Source organism: Zwartia panacis, assembly GCF_030410395.1.
Lineage (GTDB): Bacteria > Pseudomonadota > Gammaproteobacteria > Burkholderiales > Burkholderiaceae_B > Zwartia > Zwartia panacis.
Genome location: NZ_JAUHHF010000002.1, coordinates 1 through 19,213, shown reverse-complemented (window position 1 = coordinate 19,213; position 19,213 = coordinate 1). Strand labels below are relative to the sequence as shown.

The following is a 19,213-nucleotide window of genomic DNA, read 5'->3' as shown; positions in this document are numbered from 1 at the left end:
TTTTGCGCACACATCAGGCCTGACGCTTCCAGGGCAAACCATTAGCCGCGGGCGCTTGGGGCTGCGCCACGGTGGTCATGGGCGGTGCGACCGAGGTCGTTGGCATTGCTGGTGCTTGCGAACGTGACTGATAGCGAATTGAATTGCTTTCGCCATACATGCCCTTTGGTGGGCGCACGCGCACATCAGCGATAAAGGGGATGAGATGTAGTTGTTCAGAATGGCTGACCTGCAGCTTATTGACGGCTCGGCACAGCGACGAAAGCGTTTTCTTTGCAATCTCCACAGCATCTGGATTCGCGTTAACTAAATTCAGACGGTCAAATAATTTTCGACCGGTGTATTGCCCTTCGAGCACATCAAGCTCGAGATAAAGGTACTGACCGAGTCCGTCTTTGGTTGCACGCATTTCGCTGGCGATAACTTGAGTCAGGTATTTGCCGGGTGGCAGTACGTCATAGTTGTTAGAAGGTTCAACTGCAGATGCATCGAAAGTTTGTCCTAGTGAAGCCATGGTTAGTTCTCCTGCGTTTAAGCGTTAGTCGTTGAGGTTGGTAAAAGCATTACTTTGAGTGTGTCGGGCATGGCTTCGACAAAGCTTGGCCAGTCCAGGGGTAAGGTTTCAGGTAACCCGTAGCGGTTTTTTGCAAGAAAGGCTGGGCGCTCCGCTGTGTGAATCACCCGCTCGCCTGAACCCATGGCGCGGTTTACCTTCTTGTTAAAACCGACATCGGCTTTGACGGTACTGATCCGATAATTTGCAAAGAGCACGACATCTGAGTGTTCTTGCAGCAGCGCCGAGGCGCGAGCGTGTAGCTTGACCACGTAGCGGTCATAGGGGTCATGCTCAGGGCTATCAAAGCGCTTGATATCGGTGTGGGCAATTTGAACGACCGTCATGCCCCGGTCATCGCGCAAAGCATTGAGCCCCTCGAAATATTGACGCCAAAGATTTAGCGCTGCCACGTACCCCTTTCCATACCCCGCATCCTCAATTGACGCCCAACCGTTATCGCGACAGGCCTTACCCCAGATCAAGGGCTCAAGCCAATCCACGCTATCGATAACGACGGTTTTAAAGTCGTGCTCTTCGGTATAAAGCGCAGCCAGTGCGTCGAGCACTTCTTCAAAGGTTCGGGCCAAGGGAAAATGGTTCGCACTCAAGGTACCTAGGCCGTCTTCGGTCTGGATGAATACTGGCTTATACGCTTGAGCTGCGAACGTGGTCTTGCCAACGCCCGCCACGCCATGGATGGTGATCCTAGGTGGCTTAGGCTGATTTGCACGGGTGAGTTGTGAGATAGAGATTGCCATCACGCGACCTCGCCAAAGTTGCTGTCGTTGGTTGCGACTTGGCTACCAGGTGCTGTGACTTGCTCTAACTTGTAAATGGGCTTACCTGTTTTGAGCGTTCGGGCAGGTTCAAATAATTGACGAATGCCTGGTGGCCATGCTGTGTACTTGGCTTCTGACACCTTGATCTCGATCCCGACATAGTTGTCAGGATCTTCGCCCCACTTGCGTAAGGCTTCAACGGCTTCTTTGAGTTTGTGCTGGTCGTACTCGGGGCGCTTAGGCAGATCTGCTGAGACAAGAAAGCCATCGACTTCAAAGCGCACCGTTCCAGTGGACTTGCCAGCTTCCTGGCGAAGTTTCTGGGCATGACCACCTAAGCGGCCGTGCAGCGTCGACTGCAAGGTGCTGAGGTACAACGCGGCTGCATCTTTCGTAGCCGTGACCAGCTTAATCAGCCGGTCAAGTTCTTGCAGCGGTAGCTTATCGAGTTCAGTCATATACAGTTGACCAATTTCATCTAGAACATCGGTTTGGGGATTCATGAGTTCTCTCTTTTCAGTTGGGGTTGTGGCGAGTGGGCGCAGGCCGTGCAATGCGCAGTTGGGTCCGGATCTCTGCGGGCTTTAAGGTGGTGCGCGAACGCATAGCGAGGTAGCGGTAGTGGTTATCGTCAACTTTCTGGCTAAACAGCTGAACCAGACCAAGTTCACAGGCGATCCATGCGCGGCGGGCCAACGAATTAATTCGGGCGCGCTCTTTGGTGGGTAGCCCGCTGCTGCTTTCGGATCGATCTCGCAGCAGCAGGCCTTCGTGATACTGAATACAGTGACCGTCCAAGGCGCTGGCGATCCAGTCACAGAGGTTGGCCTCATTCAAGGCAATTGGGGGCACATAGACGTCACAGACTTGCATGATTGTTACTACGTGTGGCGTTAAGCCGGAACTGGCCGGTGTTATATCGATATTTTTTGTAAGTGTTAACAATTTCAGACTCCATCAGCGTGTTGTTTAATTGGCAGCACTTCCCCAGTGGGTGGTACTGCCAGGTCTTGCATTCGCGCTGATGGCTGAGTTGGTTGCCCTTAGCTTTTCACGCGATATGTAGGTTCTTACTGATCGAGGTCATAATTTTTCTCAGGCCACTCTGATCTAAGACAACTTGCTCAGGCAGCAGATCGAATTCCAAACATTCGCAAGTGCATTTGGATCTCAGCGACGCGCCGATAGAACGTTGCGCTTGACACGCCAGAGGCTTTACAGGCGCTGGTCAGATCTAGGTGACTGTCAAGAAAGTCAAAAAAATCCCGTTGCTCATCGGTCATATATTCATAGGCTCTTTGCATGTCCCTCAACCCTATGCTCATGCTAAGTTCGTCAGTTTCATCCGCCCACATGGGCACCACATCGTCGTCGTATAACTGATGCGGCTCGTTCATTTCTGAATCATTGGCAGCGTCACTTACCCCTGAGAAAAAGGACATCCGACCGCGATCTTTCATCAAGGCATCAAGCACCTCGACAGCGCGGTGCCCAGAAACAACTCCGGTGAATGTGTTGGCGCTTGCGCGCTGTGGGTCAAAGCCCGGCGCGCGCTCAAGCAAGTCAAGCAATAACTCCTGCTGCATGTCCTCCCTGTCTGCGCTGGGCAGACCAAGGCGCGCCGCAAGGCGATAGGTTCGGGTTGCTGCCGCAGCCAGAGCAGCGTCGAGGTAGGTCTGATCAATGGATGGCTTTTTCATCTAATTTTGCCTTTGCGCGTTTAGTCAATAGTTAACGACTTTATTTAAGAAAAGGCACCCGCAGGTGCCCGCATTCGTTCCGCCTTGTTTCAGTTTGCCTTGGTCTCTGAGGGAATCATTCCGTAACGCATCATGCGCACTTCAATGAACGCCGGGGTAACCCCAAAGTGCGGTGCCAGAGCCCGTGTAAACGACCAGCTATCCATGTCATATGTGACCTCTGACCAGACAATTTTTTTCTCACCATCCGGCGTCTCTGCAAAAAGGGTATCTTCCCCGTAGCGTATTTCGAGAGCATGTTTTGGTGCTTCTTCCATCACTGCTTCCCAAAGTAGATCACGTGGCACCAGCAAAGAACCCATGAACTCATTGGCTCGCAGCTCTGCAAACTTTATGTGAGCTGGTAATGTGTGATCGGCTTTTTGTAATTGCGCTTGTGACTCTGTCACCAGCCTAAATGCGCGCACCGTTCCCGCTTCCGTCAAATCGACTAACGGCTGGTTTTGATGGTGGGCGACTAAGGCTGGGCCATCAAAGATCGCATGACCCATTTCATGGGCGAGTGTTGACAATTGCAATTGTTCGCTCATATCAATGCCTGTTGGTGAAACACAAACCGACACCGCATCAACTGAACTTGCAGGCGTGAATTCAAACACACCAAATACTGGGTTCTGATGCTCATCGTGCACTTCGTGTTCCAGGTCCACCCAAACGTCAAAGGTAACCCCGTTAACGTTCAGTTCTTGAATGGCTTCAAGATCTTTTACTGTCAACGCTCTCTGCCTCGAGAGTCCGAGTTGGCGCCTGACATCAGCTGCAACACTTTCGACATCTGCATGACGAGGGTAGGCAGGTTCATAACGTTGCGTATGTCGGTAGTGAATTTTGAGAGCGGCCATGTCAAATGTGCTTATAGTTTTGGATTTTTAGAGCGGTACAGACGCACAACCTCTGCGACTTCCTCTTGCATATCTGGTGGTAAACGAGACGCTTCAATAAACAAATCGTCCTCACTCACCCCAAGAATGACGGCTGCTTTTTCAATCAACTCATCTTTTGGTGGGTTTTCGCGCCCGGTTTCAATGCGAGACCAGTAGGCAGGACTGATCTCCAGTTGCCGAGCGAACTCTGTCAGCGTCATGCCGACCGCTTCTCGCTTGGTACGCACAAAGGTGCCGAAGGGATTCATAAAAGTCCTTGATTGTCATTACGTCGTTGCATTATAGCGCAACGACGTAATTGTTTGCAAGCAATTTGTAAATGCTTGGTTTTAAAGCGAGATCCCTGAGAAAAATCCCCCCTGCGGCGGTATTAACTTACATGACCAAACCTCGCCCCCGCCCCCGAACCGCCTCCGCCAAGACCACCCCTGTAGCCGTTATTGGCTCAATTCTGGCTCAGGGCGTGATTCGCCTCCTGGATCGCCAGAATCGTGCTCTTCAACTTGCTATAGGCGCTGAAGAGAGCGTTCATGTACCTGTCTTGATTACCAAGGAGGACACCAATGAATGACTCAATGATTGCGCGTGTGGCAGCGCTTAAAAACTCACCCGTCGCAGATCTCAAGCAAATGTGGCAAGAAATGTTTCAACGCGAGGCCCCACCCTTTAACCGCCGCTTCTTAGAAACTCGCCTGGCGTATCGAATCCAGGAGCTTGCTCTGGGCGGGCTCAAACGCGAAACCATCAAGCGGCTTGAAAAACTAAGTGAGCAGTTTGATGAGGTCAAGGACGAGAGTCGTAGGCGTCGGGTCGATGATCGCCCCCTTGCTGGGACCCGACTGATTCGGGAGTGGAATGGTCGGCCCCACGAGGTTGTCGTCAACCTCAGCGATTTTGAGTATGCAGGGCAGCGCTACAAGTCGCTGTCCCGCATCGCCAGAGTCATTACCGGAACCAACCGCAACGGCTGGACCTTTTTTGGGTTTTCCAGCGCACGAGGTCTTAAATGAACGCAACAGACAAAGTGCTCTGCGCCATATACACACGCAAATCCACTGAGGAGGGGCTTGAACAAAACTTCAACTCCCTGGATGCTCAACGCGATGCCTGCGAAAACTACATCGCTAGTCAAAAATCAGAGGGCTGGCTCATGCTGCGCGAGCGGTATGACGACGGTGGGTTTTCTGGCGGCACACTTGAGCGGCCAGCCATTAAGCGCCTGTTGGAAGATGTTCGCCAAGGCTTAGTCAATACGATCGTGGTGTACAAAATCGATCGTCTGTCACGCTCACTTGCCGACTTTGCCAAGCTGGTTGAACTCTTTGACGAATACAAAGTAACCTTTGTGTCGGTGACCCAGTCGTTCAACACAACAACGTCGATGGGGCGCCTAACGCTTAACATTTTGCTCTCCTTTGCACAGTTTGAACGTGAGCTGGCAGGCGAGCGGGTGCGCGACAAGATCGCAGCCTCTCGGCAACGTGGTATCTGGATGGGCGGCATGCCAGCCTTGGGCTATGACGTGGTCGATCGCAAACTGATACCCAACAAAGCAGAGGCATTAATCGTTAAAGAATTGTTTAACAGATTTGCAACCACCCCTTCAATGGCGACATTAGTAAATGACTTGCGCAGCCGAGGGGTCACATCAAAATGCTGGACCACAACCAAGGGGGTGGTGCGCCAAGGAAAGCTAATCGACAAGGGTCTCATTTACAAAATGTTTCATAACCCTGTTTATCTTGGCCTCGCCGCTTACAAAGGTCAGACTTTTCCGGGCGAGCATGAGCCGCTCATTAGCCAAGAGTTATGGGACAAAGTGCAGAGCCATCTAAAAAGTGGCTCCCCGTTGAGCAAAGCCAGAGTCGCCGGGCGCGGCTCGGCACAATCTCTTTTGCGGGGCTTGATTTTCTCAGACCAGGGGCGCGCCTTTACTCCTGGCTGGACCCGCAAACGTAACAAGACTTACCGTTACTACGTCAACACAGACTCAATCAAACTTGGCAAAGATGGCTGCGAGATTCAACGCATACCTGCGGGCGAGATCGAGACCTTGGTCCTTGAAAAAATGCGAGATGTTCTGCGCTCACCCGAGATCCTGGCACAAGCTGTTCGCGAGGTACGTATTGCACGGCCGGGCACAGAAGAGGCGCAGGCAATCGAGGCCTTGCAGTCTATTGAATCGGTATGGGATCAACTCTTCCCAGCGGAGCAGTCGCAGATCGCGCGTACCCTCATTGAGCGCATCACCGTAGCCCCTAACGGGATCAGTATCAAATGGCGCGGCGAGGGCTTGAACAAATTGCTTCGCGATACCCTTGAGTCAAATGCGTTGCGGGAGGCAGCATGATGAGTGACGGCACAGACGGCTTCATCACGGATATACCGATGAGCTTCAAAAAACGCAGTGGCAAGGCCATAATCGTGCTGCCCAACGGCGAGCGCGCCATCGCACGCCGTGAGGCAATTATTGATAATTCGATGATAAAAGTTATAGCAAGAGCGTATCGTTGGCAGCGAATGCTGTTGGACGGTACGCACTCTTCAATCGATGACTTGTCTAGGGCAGAAAAAATCACAGCTTCTTATGTCAGCCGCGTACTTCGCTTGGCATACTTGTCACCGACGATCGTCGAGGCCATCCTGGACGGAAAATACCCAGCGCATCTGAGGTTGAAAGACCTAATGGAGCCGTTCCCGCTCGATTGGGATCGGCAGGTGGCGCATTTTTTTGTCGAAAAATAGGTGGTGGGGTGGTGGCTGAGTAAAAAAGTTGGTAATTCAAGAGGTAAGGGCTGTTGATAACGGCTGTGGAAAGGTGCGGAATCCAACCAATGTTCCGCTCACTTTATGTTCGCAGCAAGAGAGCGTCATGCAGTTTTTATCGTGTGCCTAGGTTGGGATTTATGGATCACTTACTAACATGTCAGATTTATGGCCAGGTCAATTCGATATTTATGAAATTCAATCAGCGTCCCTATTTCTGTTTCGGCTGGAAGAGTCGAGTTGCACTTCGTATACGAATCCACCTGCTTTGATGCAAAGTCCCACCAGGGATCTAACAATAAACTTTATCTGATAAAATAATAATACTTATTTTTTGTTTCTCATATGCGTTTTTTGTTTCTCATTCTTCTTTTGATATGCTTTCCGATACAGTCCAGTTGGGCAGTATCGGCGACCTATTGTCAGCATGAAGAAATAACAAATGCACAACACTTTGGCCACCATGGTCATGAACACAAAGATGATCAACAGTCATTATCTAAGTTGAAATTTTCTACTGGCGATAGCGATTGCACGGTTTGCCATACAGGGTGTCTTGCTGCATTGAGTACTTTGGCACCATCAACGATCGTGCTTGCTACACTCGTTGTCAACTCCTCACGATCCATTCACGCTACTTCGCCACCAGGCCTTCAACCTGAACGCCCCAACTGGCTCGTCTCTGCTTAATCGGCAGAGCTGGCGTAATCACCTAGCGCTTTTTAAGCGTCTGTAGCTTCAGGCTAGCAGACGACACGGCCCTTTTTGGGCTCTGCTCTGCCGATTCTCTTTATTTCATTTTTAAATGGAGAATCGGATGCGTCAAAAAAATCCTTTAGTTACTTCCCCTGGCAGATACATCGCTAGGATGTTTATATTGTGTATATTTTTTAACTCTGCTTTGTGGGCTCAACAAGCACAGTTCAACAATACTGATACACCCTTTGACCTGAAACAAGCCTTCGAACTGGCGTGGGATCGCCAACCTGAAGCCAAGTCAGCCACACTTCGTCGTAATGCCGCACAAGCCAGGCAAGAGGTTGCCAACTCGTGGACTGCAGAACCACCTTCATTAGATCTCTTTACACAGTCCGACCAGGTGACTGGTGATCAGGGTCGAAGAGAGTACGTGGCGGGCGTGACTCTACCGCTTTGGTTACCAGGTGAACAATCGCGAGCAAGTGAGCTTGCAGGTGCTGAACTGCGTTCAGTTAGCAGTCGTGTCAGTGCTGCACAGCTTCGCACTTCACAGAACCTTAGAACCGCATGGTGGGACTGGCAACGCGCAAGAGATGAGACGGCACTAGCCAACGCCAGAGTCGTAAACGCTAAGAAACTGGCGGCTGACGTAAGACGTCGAGTGAACGCTGGTGATCTTGCACTATCTGATCAGCATCAAGCGAGTGGTGCACTTGCCTCTGCTGAGGTGGCCCAAGCAGAGTCAGAAAGCCGCTTAGCGAGTGCAACCCAACATCTTCGGTCATTGACTGGCGTATTGCCAAACTCAAATGTAAAGCAAACACCAGAGCGGATGCCTGCTCTACCAGCTGACTTTACTAAACTCGATGCGAATCATCCTGCAGTTAAGGAGTTATTTGATCGCGCTCAGGTTGCTCGCCGCACCGCAGATCTTGCAAGTGCACAAAACTGGAAAAATCCTGAAGTTTTCCTTGGTACGACACGGGAAAGAGGGGTTTACGGAGAGTCGTGGCAACAGTCAATCACGCTAGGCGTACGAATACCGTTCGGCTCAGGAAGTCGTAACAGGGCAAGGATAGGACAAGCTCAAGCGGAAGCTTTGGAATCAGAGTCGCAGATGCGGTTAGAGCAAGAGCGACTTGCCGCCGATCTTGAAGCATCAAAAATTCTTGTCGAGTCTACGCGTTTGCAATTAGTGGCTGCCGAAAAACGCGCTCGACTAGCACAAGAGTCACGCGTTTTCTTTGAGAAATCTTTCCGCCTTGGCGAAACAGATTTACCTACCCGCCTACGAATTGAGCTTGAGTCTGTAGAGGCGCAACGCGGTGCAAGCCGAGCCCGAATTGATCTAGCAGCAGCTGTGTCTACGCTACGTCAAAACCTTGGCTTACTTCCAGAATGATACTGAGGAGCAATTAATGAAAGTTTTTTATAGCCTGACTTGCACACTTTTTTTAAGCTTTATTACCCCGCTGGCTTTTTCTGGTGAAGGTCATTCGCACGGAAACACACCAACCGCAGTACCGAGCATGAATATGCTGCGATTCTATGCAATATCCGAGGATTTCGAACTCGTTGGCGTGGTTAATCAAAAGCAACTTATCCTTTATTTGGATCACCACAAAGACGGTAGCCCGGTATTGAACGCAAAGCTCAATATTGAAATTGATGGCGTACAAGTTCCCGTCACTCGTATTGACGAGGGTGAGTTCGAAGTTCTACTAACGAAAGAACTACCCCAGGGCACAACAAATATCTTGGCAACCGTCATCGCCGGATCAGTCAGCGATCTGTTAACCGGAACAATTGATGTGCATGCGCCAGACGCCTTGGAATCGCAAGGAGCGAGCACGTACTGGAAACAATATGTTTTTTGGTTTGGAGCCTTGGCGGTAGGTTGTTTACTGCTCTTACTGATGATTCAACGGGTGCGACATTCACGTCATGATCGCAATGGAGATATCGCATGAAAATTCAATTCCCTAAGTTGTTGACAGTATTGTTTTTTTTGTTTTTCTCGACGATCGGATTGGCAGGAGAAGGCCACGACCACGGAGCGGCCCCTATCTCTGAAAATACTGGAGGTCCAAAGCGGCTTCCTGATGGGACTGTATTTGCCCCTAAGCCAACGCAAAGGCAAATCGGAGTCAGGACAACCCTAGTCACAAAGGATGATTTGTCACGGGCGGTTGAGCTAAATGCTTCGGTTGTGATGGATCCTAATTTTGGTGGAAAAGCACAAACAATCGTTGCAGGTCGCGTGACTCCCGGCCCGCAAGGATTCCCTCTACTAGGGCAGAAAGTGCAAAGAGGAGACATACTGGTTTATGTCGTTTCAGAGGCCACTCAAACAAATAAGTCTTTAGCAGAAACTCGTCTGCAACGACTTCGCCAGTTAACGGATACGGTACCGCGCAAGGTGATTGATGAAGCTGAGGCTGCGGTAGCAAATGAGGAAGTGCGATCACCAGTCACTGGCTTCATTGCTTCATCAAACGTCGTCTCTGGTCAGGTAGTGGATTCGCGAGAAACTTTATTTGAAATCGTTGATCCAGCGCGGCTGCTGATCGAAGCCCTTACATTTGATTTAAGTATTGCAAACGATATTGCTCACGCGTACATCAAAGTTGCTGATCAAAGTATTCCGCTTAACCTTATTGGTGTGGGCCGTGTGATGCGTGGGCAAGCAGTACCAATTGTTTTTAGCTTAAGCAGCATACCCTCAACAAGCTTGGCAATTGGGCAGCCTGTCAAAGTATTTGCACAAAATACCCAGACAGTTAAGGCGTATCGCTTGCCAGTGACTGCCTTGATGAAAAATCCGGCCAATCAAAATATTGTTTGGATTAAAAAGACGCCCGAACAATTTGAACCAAGAGCGGTCACGGTTGAACCATTGGATGGAGCGAACGTAGCAATTACTTCTGGGCTGAATGATGGCGAGCTTGTCGTTGTGCGAGCCGCCACACTCATCAATCAGATTCGATAAGGATGCCATAACATGTTTAAGTGGATACTTGTCTATAGTCTCTCAAATAGATTGCTCGTTCTTGTTGCGAGTCTCGTTCTTATGGTCTACGGTGCTTTCACTCTTTCGCGCACCCCGGTAGATGTATTTCCAGATCTCAATAAACCGACTGTGACCATCATGGCCGAGGCCGGAGGCATGGCTGCTGAAGAGGTTGAGCAGCTCATCACTTTTCCATTAGAGACCACCATGAATGGCCTTCCTGGAGTTGAAAGCATTCGCTCGGTCTCTAGTGCTGGCCTATCTTTCATTTACGTCACTTTTGACTGGAGCACTGAAATTTTTCGCGCAAGGCAAATGGTGACTGAGCGACTTTCTTCAATGGAACAGAGTTTGCCGTCAGGCGTAGTGCCAAGAATGGGGCCGATCAGTTCCATTATGGGAGAAATTATGCAGATCGCTATCCCAATTGACACTGCAAAAATATCTTCGATGCAGGTTCGTGAGTATGCGGATTGGGTACTTAGACCGAGATTGATGGCTATTTCTGGCGTAGCTCAGGTTATCCCGATCGGAGGCGAAGTCCGTCAATTTCAAGTCCAGCCCAACACAGTACGCATGTTTGAACTTGGAATTTCTCATGAGCAGCTAGAAAAGGCACTCAAGGGATTTTCATCCAATACCTCAGGAGGATTTCTTGAACTCAATGGTCGCGAGTACTTAATCCGTAACCTTGGTCGTACTTCTCGCCTTGAAGATCTTAGGACTCTTTCGTTACCCGGTCTAAATGGTCAGCTAATTTTATTGCAACAAATCGCAGAGGTTACTTTTTCTCCTGCTATCAAGCGAGGAGATGCCGGTTTCGAAGGCAAGCCAGCAGTTATTTTGGGCGTACAAAAACAACCGACAGCTGACACAATTAAAGTGACCCGTTTGATCGAAGCCGCTCTGGCAGACATGAAACAGTCATTACCTGCTGGCATGGACTCACCCAAGGTGACATTCCGTCAAGCTAGCTTTATTGAAGCGTCAATAAACACCTTACAAGGAAAGTTAATTGGAGCCTCGCTATTTGTTGCTGTTATTTTATTTTTCTTTTTAGGGACGTTACGTCCAACGGTGATTGCTCTGACAGCAATTCCTGTTTCGATTTTTGTCACGGGGCTCGTATTTAAATATTTTGGACTTTCAATTAATACGATGACCCTCGGAGGGCTAGCAATTGCGATTGGTGGATTGGTTGATGATGCTGTTGTGGATGTCGAAAATATCATGCGCCGACTGAAAGAAGATCGGGCAAAGCATCCGCAAAATCAACTAAACATTCTCGAGTTAGTTGTGCGTGCTTCGCTAGAAGTTCGATCAGCAATTTTATATGCAACCGTAATTATTGTTCTTGTGTTTTTGCCTTTGTTTGCACTCCCGGGTATGGAAGGACGTTTATTTGTCCCCCTTGGCATTGCATTTATTGTGTCCACGCTCGCATCGTTGGTGGTGTCAGTCACGGTTACGCCTGTACTTTCCTACTACTTACTGCCTAGTATGAAAAATTTGAATCATGGCGACACCAGATTGCTTGCTTGGTTGAAAAAGAAGTATTACTTTTGGTTGCAGGGTGTGCTCAATTATCCTAGGTCGGCAATTATTGTGGGTGCCGTAGCCGTATTGTCATCGATGGTTGCTTTACCCTTTTTTTCAAAGACATTTTTGCCGCCCTTTAATGAAGGCACTTTGCTGGTTGGTTTGCGTCTTAATCCAGGAGTGACTTTGGCAGAGAGCTCCTCTCTCGCTCGAAAGGCTGAAACGCTCGTTAAACAAGTTCCGGAGGTCATTCACGTAGGCCGTCGAAGCGGTCGCGCTGAACTGGACGAACACGCTGAAGGAGTGCATGTAAGCGAGTTGGATATTGGTTTGAAGCCGGCTGGCGAACTGACTCGTTCAATGGGAGAAATATCTGCAGATATTCGATCTAAGCTGATCAATTTGCCGGCAGCTATATCTGTGGGGCAGCCAATTTCTCATCGAATTGATCATATGCTTTCGGGAGTACGGTCTCAAATTGCAATCAAGATTTTTGGCGATGATCTGGATACTTTGCGGGGACAGGCCGATTTGTTGCGATCAAAGTTAAGTAGCATATCAGGCATGACAGATCTTGAAATTGAAAAACAAGTTTTGTCACCACAAATTAAGATCAGAATTGACTATGCCGCAGCAGCACAATACGGTTTGTCTACACCTCAGGTTTTAAGCACTCTCCAAAGCCTGGTTGAAGGTGAGAAGTTGGCTCAAATCGTAGAGGGGAGTAGAAGCTTTGCTCTGGTTTTGCGACTTCCAGAGTCGTCTCGCTCTTTCGATGGACTTGGAAAAATTCTTATCGAAACACCAAATGGAAGAATCCCCCTAACTAAAATCGCGACGATTGAGGATGGTGACGGCCCCAATCAGATCAGTCGAGATGATGGAAAGCGACGAATTGTTCTTTCTGCTAACGCGCAAGGACGTGCTCTTTCAGACATTATTGAGGATGTTCGAAAGGTCGTCGCTGAATCCAAGCTCCCCGAAGGCTATTTCATAACGTTGGGTGGACAGTTTCAAGCACAGGAAGAGTCATCCCGCTTAGTTGGCTTGCTATCGCTTGTTTCATTAACCCTAATGTTTCTTGTTCTTTATAGCCGCTATCAATCCGTCACGTTATCAGTGCTAATCATGTCGAATATCCCACTCGCTCTTGTGGGTGCGGTCTTGGGTCTTTGGATTTCAGGGCAACCAATGTCAATCGCCGCTCTGATCGGCTTCATAACACTGGCCGGAATCTCTGTGCGTAACGGCATTTTAAAAGTAAGTCATTACATTAACCTAATGCGAGTTGAAGGAGAAAACTTTGATCATAAGATGATTTTGCGCGGGTCGATGGAACGTTTATCGCCTGTGTTGATGACTGCCCTGGTGACTGCCTTTGCGCTTGCCCCTCTACTTTTTGAAGCAGAGCGTCCGGGGACAGAAATATTGCATCCTGTTGCGGTAGTAATTTTCTCGGGATTAATTAGTTCTACTTTATTGGATACCTTTTTAACCCCCGTTATGTTTTGGATGTTTGGTCGTAAAGACTCTGAGCGTTTGATGTTAAGCAAAGATGTTGAAGCACTTTAATTTTTTTCAATAAAAGGAAAGCAAATGAAGCTTATACAATTATTTACTTTTTTGGTGATGAGTTTTTCAGGCATTGTTTATGCCGCTAGTGGGCATGATTTAAAACCTGTATATGGTGGTGCAGTAGCAGAAGTCAAAGATATCACCTTTGAGTTTGTTGCAACAGCAGATTCTTTGTTGCTGTATCTCAGCGATCACGGCAAACCCGTTGACATTTCACGTTCGACAGCCAAGGCGACTATCCTGCAAGGTGCTGAGAAGCAGGAGGTGGAGTTAAAAACGGCTGGGCTTAGGTTTGAGGCTACAGGCTCTTTCAAGATTGCGAATGCAAAGGTTGTAGTGACAGTGTCTCAACCGGGCAAAGCGCCCGTCAATGTTCGTTTTACTTTGAAGTAACTGATGATTAGCGCCTGCCGATACGTAACTGTGTAGGCAGGCATTTTAAGAAATTTAAATCTAAATCGTTTCTGTCAGTTGTTAACGCGTAGCAAACGCAAGCCGTTGCCAATCACCAACAAGCTTGCACCTGCATCAGCAAAGACTGCCATCCACATCGTCCCCATACCAAGTACGGTCAAAGTTAAAAATATGCTTTTTATGCCAAGGGCTAAAACAATATTTTGAACGAGTATCGAATGGGTGTTGCGTGATAAGCGCACAAAGCGTGGCAATTTTCGTAAGTCATCATCCATCAACGCAACGTCTGCCGTCTCAATGGCCGTGCCGGTGCCTGTTGCTCCCATTGCAAAACCGATGTCTGAAATGGCGAGTGCAGGGGCATCATTGATACCATCACCCACCATACCAACGGTAACTGCTTTACCGAGAAGACTTTCAATAGCCTTTAACTTGTCTTCTGGTAGCAGGTCGCCGTGCGCTTCATCAATCCCAACCTGATTAGCGATGGCTCGCGCCGTATGCACGTTGTCGCCGGTCAGCATGATGGTTTTGATACCCAGTGCATGTAGTTCCGTAATGGCTTGGTAGCTACTTTCTTTTACAGTGTCCGCTACAGCGAATACACCGTGCACGCTCTGCTCATCAGTCAGCATAATCACCGTTTTACCTTGAGCTTCCAATGTTGAGAGGCGTGCCTCCAGATCATCTGAGCAGCGTCCTTGTTCATGAATCAGGCGGTGATTACCCAGGTGATAAAGCTTTGCGTCGATTACTCCTTTACTGCCTCGGCCTGGTAGCGCTTCAAAATTTTCTACGTTTCGCAGTTCTATCCCCTCGAGCTTGGCTGCATTTGTCAACGCGATTGAGACAGGATGGTCTGATCGCACGGCCAAGCTGGCAGCGAGACTTCTGACGTCGCGTTCATTCCAACCGTTCAACGTAAAAAAGTCCGTTTGTGCTGGTTTGCCGTGGGTGATCGTGCCCGTTTTATCTAACGCCAGCCATTCCAGTTTACGGCCTTGCTCAAGGTATACGCCGCCTTTAACCAAGATTCCCATTCGTGCGGCCGCAGCGAGACCGCTGACGATGGTCACGGGCGTAGAGATAACCAGCGCACAGGGGCATGCAATCACCAACAAAACGAGGGCTTTATAGATCCAGTTGAACCACTCACCATCCATCAACAAAGGTGGCAGGATGGCGATGGCCAGAGCAAAGGCAAACACCGTAGGCGTATAGATTCGGGCAAACTTGTCTACGAACCGTTGAGTGGGTGCCTTCGTACTTTGAGCTGCTTCCACTGCGTGGATAATGCGTGCCAAAGTGCTGTCGCCTGCGGCGGCCGTTACTTGGTACTCGAAAGAGCCGGATGTGTTGATGGTCCCGGCAAAAACCGGGTCGCCCGACTGCTTGTCTATCGGTAGGCTCTCCCCTGTGATGGGTGCTTGATTCACTGACGAGTGTCCGCTAACGATCGTGCCATCCAAGGCGATGCGTTCTCCCGGTTTGATCCTTACCCGCTCATTCACGGAAACAGATTTTGCTGGTACCTCCTGCCAGACACCATTTTTCTGCAGGACGGTGGCAGTCTCCGGTGTGAGTTGCATCAGGTCACGAATCGCATTGCGCGCCCGGTCCAAAGACTTCGCTTCAATCAACTCGGCGATCGTAAATAAGACCATCACCATGGCGGCCTCAGGCCATTGCCCCAATACTAAGGCGCCTGTGACAGCAATACTCATTAAAGCGTTGATGTTCAGATTGCCGTTGCGGATGGCTATCCAGCCTTTCTTGTAAGTGCTGATACCGCACATCAAAACGGCAATCAGTGCGAGCGCAGCTGCCACTACAACAGGAAACTCGAGCCAATGCACGAGTTCCGAACCGATGGCGGCAAGACAAGCCAAGGCCAGCGGCCACCATGGCTTGACTGGCTCCTGTTTGGGTTCTTCATGTTCACCGTCCACAATCTCTGGCGTGAAACCCAAGGACCTAACGGCTTCCAGAATTGACTTTGTCGCCTGCGGGGCATGGGTGACGGTAAGCACCCGTTGCATGAGGTTGAACTCCATCCCTGTGACGGCTGCCATGCCGTCTAGCTTCTTGCGTAATAGCGCCTCCTCCGTCGGACAGTCCATCTGCATAATCCGTATGAGTGTCTGGACACCCGAGCTGACGCTCTCATTTTTTTCGTGTACTGGTCGGCGTTGTGAGGCAATATTCATATTCGACGCACTGCAGCAGGCATCTGCGGCGTGTTCGTGATTGTGATTGCGATGCTTAGTCATGATGGACCTTTCATTTAAATTTGTCCTATCATGCAACCTGAAGTTACTATAGAGTCAAGAACTATTTGGAACATGCCATGAAAATCGGCGAATTAGCCCAGGTTGCTCAGACCACGGTGGAAACAGTACGCTACTACGAGAAGAAGGGTTTGCTACCTGAAGCCGTGCGTACTACTGGCAACTTTCGTGTTTATGGGCCAGTTCATCTGGAGCGCTTGCGTTTCATTCGAAACTGCCGGGCGCTCGACATGAGTCATGAGGAAATACACACCTTGTTGGACTTATCCGATCAACCTGCCAAAGGATGCGGTGCCATCAACACAGTCTTTGACCAGCACATAGCCCATGTAGATGAGCGCATCCAGGAACTTTTGCACCTGAAGGAACAACTGGCCGGATTACGCCAACGGTGCCAGACCGAACAAGCGGTGGATGATTGCGGCATTTTGCAGGGGCTAGCAGCCATGGAAACGTCACAAAAACCGGAACGTCATACCCACTTGGGTTGAAGCCCGTGAAGCAGGTCAGCGTGAAAAGCAAAGATCATTGGGAGCAGGTTTACTCAACCAAAGCTGCAGATAGCGTCAGTTGGTTTGAGCCGCATGCAGAAACGTCAATGCGACTGATTCGTGAAACCGGATTGAGTCGCGACGTAGCCATCATTGATGTCGGTGCAGGTGCATCCACCCTGGTAGATGATCTTTTAGACGATGGCTATCACCATATCACTTTGCTGGATTTATCTGCTGCGGCTCTGGCTGAAAGCGAATACCGTCTTGGCTCGCGCGGCAGCAGTATTCAATGGATGGTGGCTGACATAACCCTCGCGGTCTTTGAACCCCACAGCTTTGATATTTGGTATGACCGTGCCGTCTTTCACTTTTTAACGACTGACGAAGCTCGAGAAAAGTATGTCAAACAAGTACTCCGCGCTCTTAAGCCCGGAGGCCATGTCATCATGGCCACCTTCGGTGCCAATGGGCTGACCCAATGCAGTGGTTTACCCGTCATGCGCTATGCACCCGAAGCATTGCATGCCGAATTCGGAAATGAATTTGTCTTGCTCAAGCACGAAGTGCAGCTCCACCACACACCCTTTGGCACCGACCAGCAATTTATTTACTGTATGTGTCGAAAGGCTTCTGCATGAGCGGCCTACACCGTGCTGCACTGCCAGCCTTGGGGGCGGCCATCTTGTTCGGAGCTAGCACGCCCTTTGCGAAACAACTTCTGGGGGAAGGGCAGAGCCCATCCCTTCCATTTTTGCTGGCGGGCTTACTTTACTTGGGCAGCGGCTTGGGCTTGGCGTTGATCCGGCTGATTCGTGATCGAGGCTGGAAGCCCTCAGGCATTGCACGCCAAGAGTGGCCTTGGTTGTTGGGTGCGATTACTTTCGGTGGGGTTTTGGGCCCGCTGCTGCTAATGGTAGGGCTCTCTCACACAACAGCTTCCACTGCTTCACTTTTTTTGAATCTGGAATCAGTACTGACAGCCGTACTGGCTTGGCTGGTGTTTAGAGAAAGTACCGACCGCCGAATCGTTTTGGGTATGGCGTTGATTGTCTTGGGTGGAGCCGTCTTAGCATGGCCCAGTGGTGAAGCTGTTGTCTCTGGCATCGGGCCGCTTGCATTGGCCGGCGCTTGCCTTGCTTGGGCGATAGACAATAACTTAACGCGCAAAGTTTCAGCCTCTGATGCCTTGTTCATAGCAGGGAGCAAAGGCATGGTTGCAGGATGTGTCAATACGGGCCTCGGGTTTGCGCTCGGGGCAAGCTGGCCCGCTTTGCCGCTGCTCTCGTCGGCATTGCTAATCGGGTTCTTCGGCTACGGCTTGAGCTTGGTTTTATTTGTGTTGGCACTGCGCGAACTGGGAACCGCGCGAACCGGCGCTTATTTTTCAACGGCACCATTTGTAGGAGCTGCCATCGCTATTGCCGTGTTTGGTGAATACACCAGCACGGCCTTTTGGATTGCTACTGGTTTGATGTCGGTTGGCGTTTGGTTGCATCTGACCGAGCGTCATGCGCATGAGCATACCCATGAGGAACTTTCTCATAGACACGCTCACCATCATGACGAGCACCACCAGCATCTCCACGATGTGGAATGGGATGGCGTTGAGCCTCACACACATGATCACCTGCATACAAAACTCAAACACAAGCATGCACATTTCCCAGACGTTCATCATCGGCATTCGCACAGCTAATTACTTTTATTGCCCAATTAAAGGGTATTAGCCTGCCAATGCCAGATAAAAAACCGCTCGATCAGTCCGCAAGTTACCCATCGATTTTTATAAGTTTAGTAAAAACCGCTCGCGGACTTCGACCCATATCCACAGCGCAGACTTTCAGATACTATCGCGGCGGCCAAAGTACTAAATCCTATTTATTGACATCGCTTACCGCAGCATGTTTGCCAGCACACTCTGAATACTGAAACACCAGCTTCAGATAGCTTTTCATCAACTCATCCCAAGACGTCGACGTAAAACTATCGACCGCCGGGCAAGGACTCGCGAGGTTGGCTGGAATTGGCGGTCGATATGGCTGCGTTGGGCTCGCGCAGCCGGTTAGACTCAATAAGGACCGTTCGTGGAATTACGCGACTTCTCCACAAACCACACCGCACCACCAACTTCCGTTCACCAAGGTTCACAGCTTTCTCGCCAAAATGACCAGCGACCAACCTCTGAACCGACGCCCAAAAAGTCATGAGGTTTTGAGACAAACCGGGTTTGAGACGACTTTTAGGTGTCGCGGCCACGGGTCGCAGTCAAGAGGTAGCAACGCAAAGCCCCGCACTGTGCGGGGCTCGTGGCAGATCGAATCAGGCTCTACATCATTAACGGGGGACAACGGTATTCATTAAACTTGTTTTTGCGAAGAAACATTTTTAATGGAGATCATACCGATGTCCCACATCGATTCTATCCTAGGACTGCCTGGATTAGCCATTG

General features: G+C 49.8%; 21 protein-coding genes. 12 read left to right on the top strand and 9 right to left on the bottom strand.

The features are described 5' to 3' along the window. Positions 1–13: 13 nt before the first annotated feature. From QWY30_RS02550 to QWY30_RS02520, 7 genes are all read right to left on the bottom strand, one after another. Entirely contained in the window at positions 14–514 is a 501-nt protein-coding gene (locus QWY30_RS02550; RefSeq protein ID WP_290237983.1) for a DUF669 domain-containing protein, read from the bottom strand. Between the two features lie 17 nt (positions 515–531). Then, positions 532–1,314, bottom strand: coding sequence for an ATP-binding protein (locus QWY30_RS02545; protein ID WP_290237982.1), 783 nt, complete (start codon positions 1,312–1,314; stop codon positions 532–534). Continuing rightward, on the bottom strand, positions 1,314–1,838 hold the full coding sequence (locus QWY30_RS02540) for a hypothetical protein (RefSeq protein WP_290237980.1): 525 nt from the start codon (positions 1,836–1,838) through the stop codon (positions 1,314–1,316). The genes QWY30_RS02545 and QWY30_RS02540 overlap by 1 nt, the downstream gene beginning before the upstream one ends. 13 nt (positions 1,839–1,851) lie before the next feature. Beyond that, complete coding sequence (locus tag QWY30_RS02535) at positions 1,852–2,280, bottom strand: hypothetical protein (protein WP_290237979.1); 429 nt, start codon at positions 2,278–2,280, stop codon at positions 1,852–1,854. Between the two features lie 179 nt (positions 2,281–2,459). Beyond that, positions 2,460–3,035 (bottom strand): hypothetical protein, encoded by a 576-nt coding sequence (locus tag QWY30_RS02530; protein ID WP_290237978.1) that lies wholly within the window; start codon positions 3,033–3,035, stop codon positions 2,460–2,462. Between the two features lie 89 nt (positions 3,036–3,124). Next, on the bottom strand, positions 3,125–3,937 hold the full coding sequence (locus tag QWY30_RS02525) for an ImmA/IrrE family metallo-endopeptidase (RefSeq protein WP_290237977.1): 813 nt from the start codon (positions 3,935–3,937) through the stop codon (positions 3,125–3,127). An 11-nt stretch (positions 3,938–3,948) separates the two neighbouring features. Then, on the bottom strand, positions 3,949–4,227 hold the full coding sequence (locus QWY30_RS02520; RefSeq protein WP_290237976.1) for a helix-turn-helix domain-containing protein: 279 nt from the start codon (positions 4,225–4,227) through the stop codon (positions 3,949–3,951). A gap of 131 nt (positions 4,228–4,358) precedes the next feature. On the opposite strand from QWY30_RS02520, the gene QWY30_RS02515 reads away from it, so the two are divergent. From QWY30_RS02515 to QWY30_RS02475, 9 genes are all read left to right on the top strand, one after another. Then, a complete protein-coding gene (locus tag QWY30_RS02515) occupies positions 4,359–4,550 on the top strand; it encodes a hypothetical protein (RefSeq protein WP_290237975.1) in 192 nt (63 codons plus the stop codon). Next, entirely contained in the window at positions 4,543–4,989 is a 447-nt protein-coding gene (locus QWY30_RS02510; protein ID WP_290237974.1) for a DUF2924 domain-containing protein, read from the top strand. The genes QWY30_RS02515 and QWY30_RS02510 overlap by 8 nt, the downstream gene beginning before the upstream one ends. Then, the gene (locus QWY30_RS02505; RefSeq protein WP_290237973.1) at positions 4,986–6,329 is read left to right on the top strand and encodes a recombinase family protein; all 1,344 of its coding nucleotides are present in this window, start codon (positions 4,986–4,988) and stop codon (positions 6,327–6,329) included. Before QWY30_RS02510 ends, QWY30_RS02505 begins: the two co-directional genes overlap by 4 nt. Beyond that, entirely contained in the window at positions 6,326–6,724 is a 399-nt protein-coding gene (locus QWY30_RS02500; protein ID WP_290237972.1) for a hypothetical protein, read from the top strand. Before QWY30_RS02505 ends, QWY30_RS02500 begins: the two co-directional genes overlap by 4 nt. An 889-nt stretch (positions 6,725–7,613) precedes the next feature. Beyond that, positions 7,614–8,846, top strand: coding sequence for a TolC family protein (locus tag QWY30_RS02495; protein ID WP_435433363.1), 1,233 nt, complete (start codon positions 7,614–7,616; stop codon positions 8,844–8,846). A gap of 16 nt (positions 8,847–8,862) precedes the next feature. Beyond that, on the top strand, positions 8,863–9,414 hold the full coding sequence (locus QWY30_RS02490; protein WP_290237970.1) for a hypothetical protein: 552 nt from the start codon (positions 8,863–8,865) through the stop codon (positions 9,412–9,414). Then, positions 9,411–10,433, top strand: coding sequence for an efflux RND transporter periplasmic adaptor subunit (locus QWY30_RS02485; protein WP_290237969.1), 1,023 nt, complete (start codon positions 9,411–9,413; stop codon positions 10,431–10,433). The genes QWY30_RS02490 and QWY30_RS02485 overlap by 4 nt, the downstream gene beginning before the upstream one ends. A gap of 12 nt (positions 10,434–10,445) precedes the next feature. After that, positions 10,446–13,565, top strand: a complete 3,120-nt coding sequence (locus QWY30_RS02480; protein ID WP_290237968.1) for an efflux RND transporter permease subunit — start codon at positions 10,446–10,448, stop codon at positions 13,563–13,565. Between the two features lie 24 nt (positions 13,566–13,589). Further along, a complete protein-coding gene (locus QWY30_RS02475) occupies positions 13,590–13,961 on the top strand; it encodes a hypothetical protein (protein WP_290237967.1) in 372 nt (123 codons plus the stop codon). Positions 13,962–14,035: 74 nt separating this feature from the next. Here QWY30_RS02475 and QWY30_RS02470 read toward each other — a convergent pair whose 3' ends face one another. Then, positions 14,036–16,288: a heavy metal translocating P-type ATPase gene (locus tag QWY30_RS02470; RefSeq protein WP_435433351.1), complete on the bottom strand. Its 2,253-nt coding sequence runs from the start codon at positions 16,286–16,288 to the stop codon at positions 14,036–14,038. Between the two features lie 41 nt (positions 16,289–16,329). Between QWY30_RS02470 and cadR the strand changes: the two genes are divergently transcribed. From cadR to QWY30_RS02455, 3 genes are read left to right on the top strand one after another with little or no spacing between them, the layout of a single operon-like run. Beyond that, positions 16,330–16,761, top strand: a complete 432-nt coding sequence (gene cadR / locus QWY30_RS02465; protein WP_290237965.1) for a Cd(II)/Pb(II)-responsive transcriptional regulator — start codon at positions 16,330–16,332, stop codon at positions 16,759–16,761. Between the two features lie 20 nt (positions 16,762–16,781). Continuing rightward, the gene (locus QWY30_RS02460; RefSeq protein ID WP_290237964.1) at positions 16,782–17,402 is read left to right on the top strand and encodes a class I SAM-dependent methyltransferase; all 621 of its coding nucleotides are present in this window, start codon (positions 16,782–16,784) and stop codon (positions 17,400–17,402) included. After that, positions 17,399–18,460 (top strand): DMT family transporter, encoded by a 1,062-nt coding sequence (locus tag QWY30_RS02455; protein ID WP_290237963.1) that lies wholly within the window; start codon positions 17,399–17,401, stop codon positions 18,458–18,460. Before QWY30_RS02460 ends, QWY30_RS02455 begins: the two co-directional genes overlap by 4 nt. Positions 18,461–18,638: 178 nt before the next feature. On the opposite strand, the gene lysC is transcribed toward QWY30_RS02455, so the two are convergent. Next, positions 18,639–18,836, bottom strand: coding sequence for an Rz1-like lysis system protein LysC (lysC, locus tag QWY30_RS15960; RefSeq protein ID WP_435433350.1), 198 nt, complete (start codon positions 18,834–18,836; stop codon positions 18,639–18,641). Positions 18,837–19,213: the final 377 nt, after the last annotated feature.

Coding starts and splice junctions, on each gene's coding strand:
- QWY30_RS02510 (WP_290237974.1), top strand. CDS start 4,543: ATGAATGACTCAATGATTGCGCGTGTGGCAGCGCTTAAAAACTCACCC.
- QWY30_RS02550 (WP_290237983.1), bottom strand. CDS start 514: ATGGCTTCACTAGGACAAACTTTCGATGCATCTGCAGTTGAACCTTCT.
- QWY30_RS02545 (WP_290237982.1), bottom strand. CDS start 1,314: ATGGCAATCTCTATCTCACAACTCACCCGTGCAAATCAGCCTAAGCCA.
- QWY30_RS02520 (WP_290237976.1), bottom strand. CDS start 4,227: ATGAATCCCTTCGGCACCTTTGTGCGTACCAAGCGAGAAGCGGTCGGC.
- QWY30_RS02530 (WP_290237978.1), bottom strand. CDS start 3,035: ATGAAAAAGCCATCCATTGATCAGACCTACCTCGACGCTGCTCTGGCT.
- QWY30_RS02480 (WP_290237968.1), top strand. CDS start 10,446: ATGTTTAAGTGGATACTTGTCTATAGTCTCTCAAATAGATTGCTCGTT.
- QWY30_RS02525 (WP_290237977.1), bottom strand. CDS start 3,937: ATGGCCGCTCTCAAAATTCACTACCGACATACGCAACGTTATGAACCT.
- QWY30_RS02490 (WP_290237970.1), top strand. CDS start 8,863: ATGAAAGTTTTTTATAGCCTGACTTGCACACTTTTTTTAAGCTTTATT.
- QWY30_RS02485 (WP_290237969.1), top strand. CDS start 9,411: ATGAAAATTCAATTCCCTAAGTTGTTGACAGTATTGTTTTTTTTGTTT.
- QWY30_RS02515 (WP_290237975.1), top strand. CDS start 4,359: ATGACCAAACCTCGCCCCCGCCCCCGAACCGCCTCCGCCAAGACCACC.
- QWY30_RS02540 (WP_290237980.1), bottom strand. CDS start 1,838: ATGAATCCCCAAACCGATGTTCTAGATGAAATTGGTCAACTGTATATG.
- QWY30_RS02475 (WP_290237967.1), top strand. CDS start 13,590: ATGAAGCTTATACAATTATTTACTTTTTTGGTGATGAGTTTTTCAGGC.
- cadR (WP_290237965.1), top strand. CDS start 16,330: ATGAAAATCGGCGAATTAGCCCAGGTTGCTCAGACCACGGTGGAAACA.
- QWY30_RS02495 (WP_435433363.1), top strand. CDS start 7,614: ATGTTTATATTGTGTATATTTTTTAACTCTGCTTTGTGGGCTCAACAA.
- QWY30_RS02505 (WP_290237973.1), top strand. CDS start 4,986: ATGAACGCAACAGACAAAGTGCTCTGCGCCATATACACACGCAAATCC.
- QWY30_RS02455 (WP_290237963.1), top strand. CDS start 17,399: ATGAGCGGCCTACACCGTGCTGCACTGCCAGCCTTGGGGGCGGCCATC.
- QWY30_RS02500 (WP_290237972.1), top strand. CDS start 6,326: ATGATGAGTGACGGCACAGACGGCTTCATCACGGATATACCGATGAGC.